The sequence below is a fragment of the Streptomyces sp. DSM 116793 genome (genome assembly GCF_057320905.1).
Genome location: NZ_CM170494.1, coordinates 7814651 through 7830346 on the forward strand (window position 1 = coordinate 7814651; position 15696 = coordinate 7830346).

Genomic DNA, 15696 nt, shown 5'->3' on the forward strand with positions numbered 1-15696 from the left:
TCCGGTGGGGGCTGTTCGCGCGGTTCCCCGCGCCCCTGATCGGGACTCGCCGGGCCCCTTGGGGTCTCGTTGCCGGCTGTCGGTCCGGTGGGGGCTGTTCGCGCAGTTCCCCGCGCCCCTTCCCGGCGGCCCTTCGGCCCTCGTGCGGTCTCGTTGCCGGCTGTCGGTCCGGTGGGGCCCGTTCGCGCAGTTCCCCGCGCCCCTCATCGGCGGGCGCCCCGGAAGGGGCGCGGGGAACTGCGCGAGCGACCCGGGAGGGGCTGCGGGTGGGAGACGGGGATACCACCCCGTGGAAGGGGCGCGGGGAACTGCGCGAACAAGCCGGGACGGGCCGCAGGCGGGAGACGGGGGAGACCACCCCTGACAGGGGCGCGGGGAACCGCGCAAAAAAGAGCCCCGCGCACCGCGGGCCCGGGCCTCCGGGAAGGGAGGCACCGGGCCCACGGGGTGCGGGGACCGTAGGGGCTAGGGGAGCTGTGCCGCCCGGGCCTCGCGACGGTTGTCGCGGAAGTTGTTCACCCGCCGCGCCGTGGCGAAGAGCGGAATCACCGCGCCCAGCACCAGCTGAAGCGAGCACCCGGTCTGCAGCAGCAGCTGCCCACCGGGCGCGTCGAAGGCCCACGCCGCCAGCAGCCCGATGCTCAGCACGATCCAGGAGAACATCGCCGCAGCCAGCCGCCCCCGCGGCTTCGGGTACTCCACCCTGCTCACCATCAGCCACGCCGTCCCGGTGATCGCCAGCAGCGTGGCGACGAACGGCAGTTCAAGCAGCACGATCGAGACGACCGTCAGCGCACCGAACGGGCTCGGCATGCCCTGGAACATGCCGTCCTTCAGCGTCACGCACGAGAATCTGGCCAGCCGCAGCACCACCGCGAGCAGCACCACGACCGCCCCCACCGCCGCCACCCGCTGATGGGCGTCGTCCGCGACCATCCCGTAGACGAGGACGAAGTACGCGGGCGCGAGCCCGAAGCTGATCAGGTCGGAGAGGTTGTCCAGCTCCGCGCCCATCGGCGAACTGCGCAGCTTGCGCGCCACCAGCCCGTCGCAGAGGTCGAAGACGGCCGCGCAGAGCATCAGGATCACGGCGGTGGCCGCGGAGTGCCGGGCCATGCCCGACTCGGCGCTGCCCGTGAGGTGCGGGATGAGGATGCCGGTGGTGGTGAAGTACACCGCCATGAACCCGCACGTCGCGTTGCCCAGCGTCAGGGTGTCCGCTATCGAAAGGCGCAGCGACAGCGGCATCTCCTCGCCGTCGTCCTCGGCGTCGGGCTCCGGCACCCAGCCGGTCTGCGTCTCCGGATCAATCACGGTCAAGGCGCGTCACCCCAGCCACGGTCTTCTGACCGACCTCGACCGCGACCTCGACACCCCGGGGGAGGTAGGTGTCGACACGGGAACCGAAGCGGATGAGTCCGATCCGCTCACCCTGCTCGACCTTGCTGCCCCGAGTGAGATAGGGCACGATCCGCCGCGCCACGGTGCCGGCGATCTGCACCACCTCGATGTCACCCAGCTCGGTGTCGAAGTGCCAGACGACGCGTTCGTTGTTCTCGCTCTCCTTGTTGAACGCCGGGATGAAACCACCCGGAACGTGCTCCACGGAGGTGACGGTGCCGGCCAGCGGCGCACGGTTGACATGCACATTGAGCGGGCTCATGAAGATCGCGACGCGGGTGCGTCCGTCGTGCCACGGCATGATGCTCTGCACCACACCGTCGGCGGGCGAGATCACCCGGCCCGTGCTGATCGTGCGCTCGGGGTCGCGGAAGAACCACAGCATGCCCGCCGCGAGCGCGGTGGTGGGCACGGCGAGGGCGGTCGCGGTCCGTGACCGGGGGGCGCGCAGGGCGCGGGCCACGCTCAGGGCTGCGGTGGCGACGGTCGGCAGAAGCCACGGCGATGCTCCGCGCGCGAGTCGTCCTTTGAGGAGGCTGTCGCGTGGTGCAGAGGTTTGGCTGTGGGGCATGGATGACCTTCGTAGCGGATGATGCCGCGCAGGAAAGGGGGACGGCGGCTTTCCGGCGATCGTATCGGTTGCGGGCCGCAACTCGGCAAGCGAGCAAGCCGAGTCGGTGGCTGGTACATGCTGACCGCGAGTGACGTTCTCCCCCAGGAAATCCGCCCGGAGCCCGGAATCTATCCCTGGTACCGGTACTCCTCGAGGAGCCGCCGCCCGATGATCATTTTCTGGATTTCAGCGGTACCTTCGCCGATCAGCAGCATCGGGGCCTCCCGGTAGAGACGCTCGATCTCGTACTCCTTCGAGAAGCCGTAGCCGCCGTGGATCCGGAAGGCGTCTTCCACCACCTCTTTGCAGTATTCGGAGGCGAGGTACTTCGCCATCCCTGCCTCAAGGTCGTTTCGCTCCCCGGAGTCCTTTTTGCGCGCTGCGTTCACCATCATGGCATGCGCGGCCTCGACCTTGGTAGCCATCTCCGCCAGCTTGAACTGAATGGCCTGGTGGCGGGCGATCGGCCGGCCGAAGGCGTGCCGCTGCTGGGCATAGCCGATGCCCAGCTCGAAGGCACGCTGGGCGACCCCGCAGCCACGCGCCGCGACGTTGACGCGGCCGACCTCCACGCCGTCCATCATCTGGTAAAAACCTCGGCCGGTGGCGCCGCCGAGCACCCGGTCGGCCGGGACGCGCAGCCCGTCCATGACCAGCTCGGTGGTGTCGACGCCCTTGTAGCCCATCTTCTCGATCTTCCCGGGGATGGTGAGGCCCGGGCGTACCTCGCCGAAGCCGGACTCCTTCTCCACCAGGAACGTGGTCAGCGAGCGGTGCGGCGCATCGCCCTCCGGGCGGCCCTCGTCGGTGCGGCAGAGCACGGCCACCAGCGTGGACGTGGCGCCGTTGGTCAGCCACATCTTCTGGCCGGTGAGCAGGTAGTCGTCGCCGTCCCGCACCCCCTTCGAGGTGATGGCCGCCACATCCGAGCCGAGCCCGGGCTCCGACATCGAGAACGCGCCCCGCACCTCGCCGGTCGCCATCCGCGGCAGGAAGTGCGCCCGCTGCTCCTCGGTGCCGTGCCGCCGGAGGAGGTGGGCGACGATGAAGTGGGTGTTGATGATGCCGGACACCGACATCCAGCCGCGGGCTATCTCCTCCACGCACAGGGCGTAGGTCAGCAGCGACTCGCCCAGGCCCCCGTACTCCTCCGGGATCATCAGCCCGAAGAGTCCCAGCTCCTTGAGGCCGTCCACGATCGCCTGCGGGTACTCGTCGCGGTGCTCCAGTTCGGTGGCGACCGGCAGGATCTCTTTGTCGACGAAGTCGCGGACCGTCGAGAGGATCTCCCGCTGGACGTCGGTGAGCCCGTGGGTTCGGGCGAGTCGGCTCATGGCGTCACCTCTCCTGGCTCTCCTGGCTCTCCTGGCTGTGCGGACGCTCCTGGCCGTGCGGACCCTGCGGGCTGCGCGGCCTCCGCGGGCTCTGCGGGCGCGCCGGGCTCCCCGGCGTCTCCCCGTTCTCCCGGCTCGGTGAGCCCTCGGGGCGCTCCCGGGGCTCCGGCAGCGGGCGGCCGGGCTGCTCGCCGCCGCGCTCCCGGACGTACGCCTCGGTGGGCACCATCACCTTGCGGCGGAAGACGCACACCAGCGTGCCGTCCTGCTTGTGGCCCCGGGTCTCCACCTGCACGATGCCCCGGTCCGGCCGCGACCTGGACGGGATCTTGTCCAGGACCGTCGTCTCGCCGTAGATGGTGTCGCCGTGGAACGTGGGCGCCACGTGCCGCAGCGACTCCACCTCCAGGTTGGCGATGGCCTTGCCCGACACATCGGGCACCGACATGCCGAGCAGCAGCGAGTAGACGTAGTTGCCCACCACGACGTTCCTGCCGAAGTCCGTGGCCTGCCCGGCGTAGTGGGCGTCCAGGTGCAGCGGGTGGTGGTTCATCGTCAGCAGGCAGAAGAGGTGGTCGTCGTACTCGGTGACCGTCTTGCCGGGCCAGTGCCGGTAGACGGCGCCGACCTCGAACTCCTCGAACGTGCGTCCGAACTGCATGCGCCTCACGCCTTCGGGGGCTCGAAGGAACTGGTACGGCTCAGCCCCGCGGCCCGCCCCTTGCCGGCGATCACCAGCGCCATCTTGCGGCTGGCCTCGTCGATCATCTCGTCGCCGAGCATCGCGGAGCCCTTGGCGCCGCCGGCCTCCGACGTGTGGTACTCGTAGGCGTCCAGGATCAGCTCGGCGTGGTCGTAGTCCTCCTGGGACGGCGAGAACACCTCGTTGGCGGCCGCCACCTGGCCCGGGTGAAGCACCCACTTGCCGTCGAAGCCCAGCGCCGCGGCCCGCTCGGCGACCGTACGGAAGCCGTCGACGTTCCTGATCTGGAGGTAGGGCCCGTCGATGGCCTGGAGGTCATGGGCGCGGGCGGCCATCAGGATCCGCATCAGGATGTAGTGGTACGCGTCGGCGGGATACCCGGGCGGCTGCTCGCCCACCACCAGCGACTTCATGTTGATCGACGCCATGAAGTCGGCGGGCCCGAACACGATCGTCTCAAGACGGGGCGACGCGGCCGCAATGTCGTCAACATTGACAAGACCGCGGGCGTTCTCGATCTGCGCCTCGATGCCGATCCTGCCGACCTCCAGGCCCGTCGCCTTCTCGACCTGCGTCAGCAGCAGGTCCAGCGCCACCACCTGCCGGGCGTCCTGGACCTTCGGCAGCATGATGCAGTCAATGTTGACGCCCGCACCCTCGACGACCGTGATGACGTCGCGGTACGTCCACTCGGTCGTCCAGTCGTTGACCCGCACCACCCGTGTCTTGCCCGTCCAGTCGCCCTCGTTGAGAAACTTGACGATGGTGTGCCGGGCCTCGGGCTTGGCGAGTGGCGCGCAGGCGTCCTCCAGGTCCAGGAAGACCTGGTCCGCGGGGAGCGACTGGGCCTTCTCCAGGAACCGCGGATTGGAGCCCGGCACCGCCAGGCAGGAGCGGCGCGGGCGCAGACGGTTGACTGGGCCGGTCATGCGGGGACCTCCATGGGGTCGAGCTTGCTGGCTTGCCGGATCTCGTCGACGATACGGCCGACGATCTCCGTGATACCGAAGTCCTTCGGGGTGAAGACGGCGGCCACACCCGCGCGCCGCAGCGCCCGCGCGTCGCCGTCCGGGATGATCCCGCCGACGATGACCGGGAGGTCCACCGCGCCCGCCGCGCGCAGCCGCCGCAGCACGTCGGGCACCAGTTCGGTGTGCGCGCCGGACAGGATCGACAGGCCCACGCAGTGCACGTCCTCGGCGAGCGCGGCCGCCACGATCTCCTCGGGCGTCAGCCGGATGCCCTGGTACACCACCTCGAACCCGGCGTCCCTGGCGCGCACCGCGATCTGCTCGGCGCCGTTGGAGTGCCCGTCGAGGCCGGGCTTGCCGACCAGCAGCCGCAGCCGGCCGCAGCCGAGATCGGCGGCCGTGCGCTCCACCGCGGCACGCACCGCCGCCAGCCGCCCGCCGTCCCCGGCGGTGACCGCGGCCGGCGCCGACGTCACGCCCGTGGGTGCCCGGTACTCGCCGAACACCTCCCGCAGCGCGCCCGCCCACTCGCCCGTCGTCACGCCGGAGCGGGCGCACTCCAGGGTGGCCTCCATCAGGTTCTCCGTGCCGGCCGCGGCCTCTTTGAGTCGCTCCAGCGCCCTGCTGGGCCGCGGGTGGTTGAACAGCGGCTGGTAGCGGGTGGCGCGCCACTGTTGAAGCGCCGCCACCGCCCGGGCCGCCACGGCCGGGTCCACCTGCTGCACGGCCGTGCCGGGGTCGGCCGTCAGCGGGCTGGGCTCGGTGCTCTCGTAGCAGTTGACGCCGACGACCTTCTCCTCGCCGGACTCGACACGGGCCCTGCGCGCCGCGTGCGAGGCCACCAGTTCCGCCTTCAGACGGCCCGACTCGACGGCCGCCAGCACCCCGCCCATGTCCTCGATCCGGCGGATCCCGGCGAGCGCACGCTCCTCCAGGGTGGCCACCTCGGCCTCCACGACGTGCGAGCCGCTGAAGATGTCGTCGTACTCCAGTAGGTCGCTCTCGTGGGCCAGCACCTGCTGGATGCGCAGCGACCACTGCTGGTCCCACGGCCGCGGCAGGCCCAGGGCCTCGTTCCAGGCGGGCAGTTGCACGGCACGCGCGCGTGCGTCCTTCGAGAGGGTCACCGCCAGCATCTCCAGCACGATCCGCTGGACGTTGTTCTCCGGCTGGGCCTCCGTCAGGCCGAGGGAGTTGACCTGCACGCCGTACCGGAAGCGGCGCTGCCGGGGGTCCTCGATGCCGTAGCGCTCGCGGGTGATGCGGTCCCACAGGCGGCCGAAGGCGCGCATCTTGCACATCTCCTCGACGAACCGCACCCCCGCGTTGACGAAGAACGAGACCCGGCCGACCACGTCACCGCGCCGCTCCTCGGGGATCTGCCCCGACGCGAACACCGCGTCCAGCACGGTGATCGCGGTGGACAGCGCGTACGCGATCTCCTGGACGGGCGTGGCCCCGGCCTCCTGGAGGTGGTAACTGCATATGTTGACCGGGTTCCACTTCGGCATGTGGTGCACCGTGTACGCGATCAGGTCCGTCGTGAGCCGCAGGGACGGGCCCGGCGGGAAGACGTGGGTGCCGCGGGACAGGTACTCCTTGACGATGTCGTTCTGCGTGGTGCCGGTGAGCCGGGCGATGCCTCCCTCGTCGAGGCCCTGCTCCTCGGCGACCACCTGGTAGAGGGCGAGCAGCCACATGGCGGTGGCGTTGATGGTCATCGAGGTGTTCATCCGCTCCAGCGGGATGCCCTCGAAGAGCCTGCGCATGTCGCCCAGGTGGCAGACGGGCACACCCACCCGGCCGACCTCGCCGCGGGCCAGCGGGTGGTCGGGGTCGTAACCGGTCTGTGTCGGCAGGTCAAACGCCACCGACAGGCCCGTCTGGCCGGCCGCGAGGCCCCGCCGGTACAGGGCGTTGGACGCCTCGGCGCTGGAGTGCCCCCCATAGGTCCGCATCAGCCAGGGCCGGTCCTTGCGGCGTGCGGTAGGACGGTCGGTCATGGCGCCCCTCAGACGGTGCGGAAGCGGTTGATGGCGTCGATGTGGCGCTCCCGCAGCTCCGGATCGCGCACGCCCAGGCCCTCCCGGGGCGCGAGCGCGAGGACGCCGACCTTGCCCTGGTGGACGTTGGCGTGCACGTCGTGGGCGGCCTGTCCGGTCTCCGCCAGCGGGTACACCCGCGACAGCGTGGGGTGGATCCGGCCCTTGGCGATCAGCCGGTTGGCCTCCCAGGCCTCCCGGTAGTTCGCGAAGTGGGAGCCGATGATCCGCTTCAGCGACATCCACAGGTAGCGGTTGTCGTACTCGTGCCGGTAGCCCGAGGTGGAGGCGCAGGTGACGATGGTGCCGCCCTTGCGGGTCACGTAGACGGAGGCCCCGAACGTCTCCCGGCCCGGGTGCTCGAAGACGATGTCGACGTCCTCACCGCCCGTCAGCTCCCGTATCCGCTTGCCGAAGCGTTTCCACTCGCGCGGGTCCTGGCGGTCCTCGTCCGCCCAGAAGGCGTAGCCCTCCGCACTCCTGTCGATGATCGCCTCCGCGCCCATGGCCCGGCAGATCTCCGCCTTCCGCGAGCTGCTCACCACGCAGATCGGCGTGGCGCCGCCGGCCAGCGCGAACTGTGTCGCATACGAGCCGAGCCCGCCGCTCGCGCCCCAGATGAGGACGTTGTCGCCCTGCTTCATCCCGGCGCCGTTGCGCGACACCAGCTGCCGGTAGGCGGTGGAGTTCACCAGTCCGGGCGCGGCCGCCTCCTCCCAGGTCAGGTGGTCCGGCTTGGGCATCAGCTGGTTGGACTTGACGAGGGCCAGCTCGGCCAGGCCGCCGAAGTTGGTCTCGAAGCCCCAGATCCGCTGCTCCGGGTCGAGCATGGTGTCGTTGTGGCCGTCCGAGGACTCCAGTTCCACGGAGAGGCAGTGCGCCACGACCTCGTCCCCGGGCCGCCAGGCGGTGACGCCCGCCCCGGTGCGCAGCACCACGCCGGCGAGGTCGGAGCCGATGACGTGGTACGGCAGGTCGTGCCGCCGGGCCAGCTCGCCGAGGCGGCCGTAGCGCTCCAGGAAGGCGAATGTCGGCAGCGGCTCGAAGAGCGAGGTCCACACCGAGTTGTAGTTCACCGAGGACGCCATGACGGCGACCAGGGCCTCGCCGGGGCCCAGCTCCGGCACGGGCACCTCGTCGAGGTGCAGCGACTTGCGGGGGTCCTTCTCGTGGGTGGCGAGCCCCTCGAACATCTCCGTCTCGTCCTTGTGCACGGTCACCGCCCGGTAGGCCTCGGGCAGGGGCAGGGCCGCGAAGTCCGCGGCCGTGACGGTGGCGGTGCCGTGCGGCGCGGTGGGCCGCGCCGACTGCGCTTGGATCGCGTCCAGGATTTCCTTCACGGTGGTGCCTCCGGCGGGGGATCTCCCGGCTCCGGCGCGCGGCCGTGGCCGGGCGGCGTCGCGGGGACGCCGTCGGGTCGAAGGGACTGCTGGGGCGAGGTGGTGCTGCCCTCTCGGGGTGGGGTGATGGGGTGTGCCCCGTGCGGTGTGCCGTCGGTTCGGTGAAGGCGGCGGTGGCCGTGTGGTGGTGGCCGGGTGCCGCTCTTGAGATGCCTGTGACGCAGGCGTCCGGACGCGCGGGCCGACGGCCCGCGGGGACATCCCGGTCCACGGGAACTCCCGTGTGCCGGCCGCCCGGACACCCCCAACGTATGGCACGGAGTGCCAGAAGACAAGGCACCGCGTGCCAAAAATCTGTCTCGTCTGTCGCTCCGCCCGGTGGGGCGGGCGAGACAGACGCAGCCCCCCGTGCCCCTGCCTGAAGGGCGTGGGAGGTGCCCCCAGGACACCGTCCCGCGCCCGTATCGGGGCGCAGCCCCGTCTTGAAGGGGCGCGGGGGAACCGCGCGATCAGCCGCGACGAGACCGGCGGGTCGTCACCGGCCCGAGACACCCCGACCGGGCTCGGCCCGGGATGCCCCGCCCGGGGCCGGCCCGAGACACCTCGACCGGGCTCGGCCCGAGACGCCCCGACCGGGCTCGGCCCGAGACCCCCGGGCCGACCGCCGACGACGTGGCCCACGGGGCCGTCCCCTGACGCGCATTCAGCGACCGTTTATCCGGGGCTGCTGCACTGGGACCCGTCGGCCGGCGCCGGTGCCGGCCGCCGCAGGCACTCGGGGGAGCGTGGCGAGACGTGCTGAGAGAAACTGTCTTCCGGACCGTCGACTTACCGGCGGAGCACCGCTTGGAGGGCTTCCGCGCCTGCCTGGGGAGGTGCCTGTTCCCACAGGACCTCGTGACCGAGCGGGCCGGCGGCTTCCGGGCCGAGCTGCGGCTGCTGGAGATCGGCGAGGCGCGGGTGTGGTCGGTGGCCGTGCCGCCGGTGTGCTTCCTGCGGACGCCGCGGCTGATCCGCCAGGCCGACCCGGAGCTGTACCACCTCACCCTGCCGTTGCAGGGCACCGTCGACGTCGCCCAGAACGGCCGCCGGGCCCGGCACACCGCGCACGAGATGTTCCTCGTCGACAGCTCGCGCCCGTTCTACTCCCGCACCCGGGACCTGGCCGGAGTGGGCCTGTCCGTGCCCAGGAACCGGGTGCCGCTGCCGCCCGGCGGTGTCGAGCGGCTGCTGACCCGCCGGATGCCCGCCCGCGAGGGCGTCGGCGCGCTGCTCGCGGGCGTGCTCACGCAGATCGCCTCGGGCGGCCCCTACCTGACCTCCGACGGGCCCCGCCTGGAGCGGGTCGTGGTCGACCTGTTCTGCGCGGCCCTCGCCCACCAGCTCGACGCCGAGGGCCACCGGGCGCCCGAGGCCCGCACCCGGGACCTGACCCTGCGCATCCTGGCCTTCATCGAGCGCCATCTGCACGACCCGGAGCTTGCCCCGCCCGCGATCGCCGCCGCCCACCACATCTCCCTCAGCTACCTGCACCGTCTCTTCAGGGCCGAGGGCACCACCGTCGCGGCGCTGATCCGCCGCAGGCGCCTGGAACGCGCCCACCGCGACCTCGTGGACCCGGCCCTGGCCGCCACCCCGATCCACGCCATCGCGGCCCGCTGGGGCTTCAAGAGCCACGCCGACTTCACCCGCTCCTACCGCGCCGCCTACGGGACCAGCCCCCAGGAACACCGCCGCCGCGTCCCGCGTCCCGTGCTGCGCCCGGTGCCGTCGGAGCAGACCGCGGCGGCTTAGGGGGTTGCTGACGGATCTCCGTGGCGTCGCGACGCCCGGCACGCTCGGCTGCGCTCGCGTGGGGGCGCCCCCAGAGCACGCACTGGGGGCGCCTGCCAACCCTTTGAGGCAGTGGGGGAGCCGCCCCTTCTCCCACGGAGATCCATCAGAAACCCCCCGGCCAGGGGCGCGGTGACCGGCCGGGCGGCCGCCCCGGCACGCTCGACCGCTCACCCGACCAGGGCCCCGGCCGGCTCCTTGGCCGGGCGGCGCACGGGTTGTGGCCGCCGGAGAGCGTGCGCACGGCGAACGGGCTGCCGGGCAGGGCCCGCTCGGGCTCCGCGATCGCCGGGTCCTGCACGGCGGGCGGCAGGCCCGGTCCTCGGCGCAGGGCACGAACGTCCGCGGTGTGCGGCCCCACCGCGCCGCGGTCACGGCGACCGGGTCGGCCGGGGGTGAGAGCGGCCCCGCGACCGCTCCCCGGTGCCGGACGCCTTCCCGGGTACCGTCCGGAGGAACCGCCCCGGCGTCGGTACCGCACTCACCGGCACCCGATCACCGGCTCGGCACCCGGCTCGGCACCCGGCCCGCCTCCCGGCCCGGTGCCGCGCGGGCATGATGGACGGGTGTCCACTCCTGTCACCCACGCACCGGCGCGCCAGGGCCGCCCGCCGGCGGAACGCGGAGGTCCGGCCCGTACCGCAGGGGGCGCCCCATGAACAGGGACGGAGGGGAGACGAGCCCGGAGGAAGCGGAGACGAGCCCGGACGGAGCGGGGACGCACTCAAAGGGAGCGGGGCCGAAGTCGGACGCGGCCGGCACGAGACCGGGCGGGGCCGGGGAGCCCGGGCGGGGCAGCTGCGTGTCCGGACGGGACGGAGGCGCGTCCGGTGGGCCGGGGGCGAGTCCCGAGGCGGCCGGGGTGGGTCCGGAGGCGGCCGGGGTGGGGCCGGACGGGGTCGAGGGCCACGTCCTCGTCGAGCGGGCCCGGCGCCTCGCGGCCGAGGTGCTCGCGCCGGCGGCCGAGCGGGTCGACCAGGAGGGCGTGCCGGTGAGCCACATCGACGCCGTCAAGCGGTCGGGGCTGCTCGGGCTGAACGCTCCCGTGGCCTACGGAGGTGCCGCGGCATCGCCCGCCGTGGCGCGCGAGACGGCCGAGATCCTCGCCGGTGCCTGTTGCTCGACGTGGTTCGTGCAGACCCAGCACCACACGCCGGTGGCCACGCTGGCCGCCGCCGACCGGCCGGTGCGGGAGCGGCTGCTGCGACCGCTGGCGACGGGCGCGCTGCTGTCCGGGGTGGCCTACTCGTACCTGCGGGCCTTTCCCCGCCGCGTGGTGCGGGCCACCCCGGAGCGCGGCGGGTGGCGGTTCGACGGCCGGGTGCCCTGGTACACCGGGTGGGGCCTGAACGACGTGTTCCTGCTGGGCGCCCTGACCGGGACCGGCGAGGTGCTGTTCGGCTTCGCCGAGGCCCGCGCCCAGCCGGGGCTGCGGCCCTCGGCCCCGCTGCGGCTCGCGGCGCTCGGCGCGTCCCGCACGGTCGCCCTGGACCTGGCAGGACTGTGGCTGCCCGAGGAGGCGATCGCCCTGCGGATGCCGTACGAGGAGTGGGCGGTCGCGGACCGCACGAGGGCAGCCAACGCCTCGCCGGCCGTCTTCGGCGTCGCACGCGCGGCCCTCGGTGTCCTGGCGGAGTCCGGCGACCGGGGCGCGGCCCGGACGGCGCGGGCACTGCGCGCCCGGCTGGACGACGTGCGGCGCGCCGTGTACGCCCTCGCCGACCGCCCGGGGTCCGACGGCGGTGTCGAGGAGCGCCTGGTACTCAGGACGGAGGCACACGATGTGCTGCTTGCCGCCACAGCCGCGGCGGTCGTGGCGGGCGGCGGCCGCGCCATGAGCCTGGACAGCCAGGCCCAACGGCTCGCCCGCGAGGGGCTGTTCCTGCTCGTCCAGGGGCAGACGACGCAGGTGCGGGCGGCCCAGCTCGCCGCCCTGGCGGGGCCTTCCTGACCGCGGCGGCCCCGGCGCGACCCCGGCCTGCCGAGGGGCGTGGGAAACCGGGCGCGCGACCCGCCACCGCCCGGTGGCCCGGAGACGACAGGGACGGCCCCGTCGGGACGTCCCCCGCTGCCTGAAGGGCGTGGGGGTACCCCGGACCTGATGGTCCCGTCGTGGCCGATCGCGCCACGGCGGAGTCGTACACCGAAGAAGCCCCGGCCCCTTGCCCGAGCCGGGGCCCGCCCTGCCGTAAGGGCCCACCCGAGAAGGAGCGCACGGAGCTGCGCGAGCGGCCCGCCGGGCCGCGGTACAGCTCGTCGGGCGCCCTTCCCCGCTGCCTGGCGCGCCGGCCGCCGCAGGGCTCGGTCAGCCCCCGCAACCGGCTCCGTCAGGTCCGCTCCCGCAGGGCCCCTTCGATGGTGCGCATGATCTCGTCGAGCGGGGCGTCGGTGCGGGCCACCGTCACCAGGACGTCGCCGGACGCGGTCGCCGCGGCGGGCGGCCTGGTGTCCTGCGTGCGGCCCGCGCCGATGCCGGTGCCGAAGGTCCTGCGGACGATCGCGAAGGCGTGGTCGAGCTGCTCCTCCACGTCGCCCTTGCCGTCGGCCCGCAGCCAGCGGCGCAGGACGTGGTTGTGGGCGGTGACCACCGCCGACGCGGCGACCTCGGCGAGCAGCGGGTCGTCGTTGGTGGTGTCGTGGTGGGCGTGCTCGTCGAAGTGACCCAGCAGATAGCGGGTGAACAGCCGCTCGTAGCGGGCCACGGAGGCGATCTCGGCCTCCCGGAGGGTGGGCACCTCACGGGTGAGGCGGTAGCGCGCGACGGAGATCTCCGGGCGCGCCGCGTACATCTTCATCACTTCCTTGATCCCGCGGCAGACCGTGTCGAGCGGGTGCTCGTGCGGGGGCGCGGCGTTCAGCACCGCCTCCGCCCGCACCAGCGTGTCGTCGTGGTCCGGGAAGATCGCCTCCTCCTTGGAGCGGAAGTGCCGGAAGAAGGTGCGGCGCGCCACCCCGGCCGCGGCCGCGATCTCGTCGACCGTCGTCGCCTCGTACCCCTTGGTGGCGAACAGCTCCATGGCGGCGGCGGCCAGTTCGCGGCGCATTTTCAGCCGTTGGGCGGCGGCGCGGGAGCCCGCGGTGCGTCCGGGAAGGTCGGAGGAGGGGTGCGGCCGGGAGGACTTGGCGGGCTGGGACATGCCCCGAACGTACTGCATGTCCTCGGGCGGATGCGCAGGCACCGGCCCCGCCCCGGCGGACGCGGGCTGGAATCCGAGGGTCCGCCCCGCGGTGCGCGGCGGCCGCCCGTGCACCGGGAGCGGCACGTCCCCGCTGCCCCGCCCCGGGGCCCCGGTCCGCTCAGCGCACGGCGTGCTCGCGGAAGCCGCGGCCCGTCTTGCGGCCGAGGCAGCCCGCGGCCACCAGGTGTTCGAGCAGCGGGGCGGGGGCGAGGGACGGCTCCCGGAACGCGCGGTGCAGCACCCGCTCGATGGCGAGCGACACGTCGAGCCCGACGACGTCCAGCAACTCGAAGGGCCCCATCGGGTAGCCGCCGCCCAGCCGCATCGCGGCGTCGATGTCGTCGGGGGACGCGTAGTGGTCCTGGACCATCTTCACCGCGTTGTTCAGGTACGGGAACAGCAGGGCGTTGACGATGAACCCGGCGCGGTCGCCGCAGTCCACCGGGTGCTTGCCGAGCCGGCCGCAGACCGCGTGCGCGGTGGCGTGCGCCGCGTCGCCGGTGAGCACCGTGCGTACCACCTCCACCAGCCGCATGGCCGGTGCCGGGTTGAAGAAGTGCAGGCCGACCACGTCCTGCGGGCGTCCCGTGGCGCGGGCGCAGGCGATGACGGGCAGCGCGGACGTGGTGGTGGCGAGCACCGCGCCCGGCCGGCAGACCCGGTCGAGGGCCGCGAACACCTCCCGTTTGGCCGTCAGGTCCTCCACGACCGCCTCCACCGCCAGATCGACGTCGGCGAGGGCCGCGTAGCCGCTCACCGGCGTGATCAGGTCGAGTGCCGCCGCCGCGGCGGCCGCGGTGCGCCTGCCCCGGGCGACGGAGCGGGACAGCGACCTGCCGATCCGGGCCCTGGCCGCCTCCGCCCGCGCCGGGTCCCGCGCGGCCAGCACCACCGGCAGGCCGCCGGCGGCACACACCTCCGCGATGCCGGCCGCCATCGTCCCCGAGCCCACCACCCCCACCGAGCGCACCGGGCGCCCGTCGCCGGTGCGCGCTCCCGCGGCCGGCGTGAGCGCGTCCGGCACCGTCTCGGCGCTGCCGGCCGCACGGTAGGTGTAGAAGCCGCGGCCCGCCTTGCGCCCGGTCAGGCCCGCCTCGGCGAGCTGCCGCAGCAGCGGCGCGGGGGAGTGCAGCCGGTCGCCCGACTCGGCGTACAGGGCCTCCAGAACGGTGCAGGCGGTGTCGATGCCGACGAGGTCGAGCAGCGCGAGCGGGCCCATCGGCAGTCCGCAGCCGAGCCGCATGGCTGTGTCGATGTCCTCGCGCGCGGCGTACTTCGCCTCGTACATCGCGGCGGCCTGGTTGAGATAGCCGAACAGCAGCCCGTCGGCGACGAATCCGGGCCGGTCGCCCACGGCCACCGGCTCCTTGCCCAGGTCGAGCGCCAGATCGGTGACGGCCGAGACGGCGGCCGGGGACGTGAGCACCGAGGAGACCACCTCCACCAGCCGCATCGCCGGTGCCGGGTGGAAGAAGTGCAGGCCGAGGACGCGCTCCGGCCGCCCGGAGCCGGCGGCGAGCCGCGTCACGGAGAGCGCGTCGGTGCCGGTGGCGATGATCGCCCCGGGCCGCACGATCCCGTCCAGCTCCCGGATGACCTGCTGTTTGGTCTCGTACGACTCCCAAGTCACCTCGATCACCAGGTCCGCGTCCGCCGCGGCGCCGAGGTCGGTGAAGGTGCGGAAGCGGGCCAGCGCGTCGCGCCGCTCCGCCTCGCTCAGCCGGCCGCGGCGCACGGCGCGCGCGGTGGCGGCGTCCAGCGCGGCGCCGGCGCGGGCCGCGGCCGCCTCGCTGACGTCGACACCGATCACCTCGCGCCCGGCGCGGGCCAGCAGTTCGGCGATGCCGGTGCCCATGGTGCCGAGCCCGACGACGGCGACGCGGCGCAGCTCGGTGCCGCCGGGGGGAGTCTTCGGCGAGGGGGTGCCGGGGTGCGGCCGGGGTGTGCCGGCCGGGGCGGGGCGGGACAGGGGAGAGGTCATCGGGGCTCCAGGATGCGAAGGCCGGTGCCGGCGCTCCCGGCGGTGCGGGCCGCGCGGGAGCGCCGCTCCCGTGGGGCGCCCGCGGGCACACACGCACCGGCGCGCACACGCACTCCGCGGTGCCCGCGGGCGCACACACGCACGGCCGCCCACGGCGCCGCGCACACGCGGTGTGGGGGAGTGCGGTGTTGCGCACGCGCGGGAGTGCGGTACGTCGCACACGCGGGGTGGCGCACACGCCCGTGATCGCGCCCACGCGCACGCACACGTGCTGCCGTGCACGCCGGCGTACCGGCAGG

Annotated in this window: 10 protein-coding genes and 1 pseudogene; 2 read left to right on the forward strand and 9 right to left on the reverse strand. The window is 73.5% G+C overall.

What is annotated here, in order from left to right:
• Nucleotides 1–465: 465 nt before the first annotated feature.
• The 7 genes and pseudogenes from pssA to ccrA form a co-directional block, all read right to left on the reverse strand.
• Nucleotides 466–1320 carry a CDP-diacylglycerol--serine O-phosphatidyltransferase gene (gene pssA, locus ACSMXW_RS30715; protein WP_485801101.1) on the reverse strand — a complete coding sequence of 285 codons (855 nt, stop codon included), beginning with the start codon at nt 1318–1320 and terminating at the stop codon, nt 466–468.
• A complete protein-coding gene (locus ACSMXW_RS30720) occupies nt 1307–1972 on the reverse strand; it encodes a phosphatidylserine decarboxylase (protein ID WP_485801103.1) in 666 nt (221 codons plus the stop codon). The genes pssA and ACSMXW_RS30720 overlap by 14 nt, the downstream gene beginning before the upstream one ends.
• Nucleotides 1973–2142: 170 nt before the next feature.
• Nucleotides 2143–3348, reverse strand: a complete 1206-nt coding sequence (locus tag ACSMXW_RS30725; RefSeq protein ID WP_485801105.1) for an acyl-CoA dehydrogenase family protein — start codon at nt 3346–3348, stop codon at nt 2143–2145.
• A 151-nt stretch (nt 3349–3499) separates the two neighbouring features.
• A pseudogene (locus tag ACSMXW_RS30730) lies at nt 3500–4009 on the reverse strand (MaoC family dehydratase); the annotation flags it as partial.
• Nucleotides 4010–4014: 5 nt separating this feature from the next.
• Nucleotides 4015–4980 (reverse strand): HpcH/HpaI aldolase/citrate lyase family protein, encoded by a 966-nt coding sequence (locus ACSMXW_RS30735; protein WP_485801107.1) that lies wholly within the window; start codon nt 4978–4980, stop codon nt 4015–4017.
• On the reverse strand, nt 4977–7025 hold the full coding sequence (locus tag ACSMXW_RS30740) for a protein meaA (protein ID WP_485801108.1): 2049 nt from the start codon (nt 7023–7025) through the stop codon (nt 4977–4979). The genes ACSMXW_RS30735 and ACSMXW_RS30740 overlap by 4 nt, the downstream gene beginning before the upstream one ends.
• 8 nt (nt 7026–7033) lie before the next feature.
• Nucleotides 7034–8404, reverse strand: a complete 1371-nt coding sequence (ccrA, locus tag ACSMXW_RS30745) for a crotonyl-CoA carboxylase/reductase (RefSeq protein WP_485801110.1) — start codon at nt 8402–8404, stop codon at nt 7034–7036.
• A 795-nt stretch (nt 8405–9199) separates the two neighbouring features.
• Between ccrA and ACSMXW_RS30750 the strand changes: the two genes are divergently transcribed.
• A complete protein-coding gene (locus ACSMXW_RS30750; protein WP_485801112.1) occupies nt 9200–10198 on the forward strand; it encodes an AraC-like ligand-binding domain-containing protein in 999 nt (332 codons plus the stop codon).
• A gap of 901 nt (nt 10199–11099) precedes the next feature.
• Nucleotides 11100–12188 (forward strand): acyl-CoA dehydrogenase family protein, encoded by a 1089-nt coding sequence (locus ACSMXW_RS30755; RefSeq protein ID WP_485801113.1) that lies wholly within the window; start codon nt 11100–11102, stop codon nt 12186–12188.
• A 376-nt stretch (nt 12189–12564) separates the two neighbouring features.
• Here the strand turns inward: ACSMXW_RS30755 and ACSMXW_RS30760 are convergent, their stop codons facing one another.
• Together ACSMXW_RS30760 and ACSMXW_RS30765 are read right to left on the reverse strand one after the other, a co-directional pair.
• On the reverse strand, nt 12565–13374 hold the full coding sequence (locus tag ACSMXW_RS30760) for a TetR family transcriptional regulator (RefSeq protein WP_485801115.1): 810 nt from the start codon (nt 13372–13374) through the stop codon (nt 12565–12567).
• 160 nt (nt 13375–13534) lie between these two features.
• Nucleotides 13535–15397, reverse strand: a complete 1863-nt coding sequence (locus ACSMXW_RS30765; RefSeq protein ID WP_485801117.1) for a 3-hydroxyacyl-CoA dehydrogenase family protein — start codon at nt 15395–15397, stop codon at nt 13535–13537.
• Nucleotides 15398–15696 lie beyond the last annotated feature (299 nt).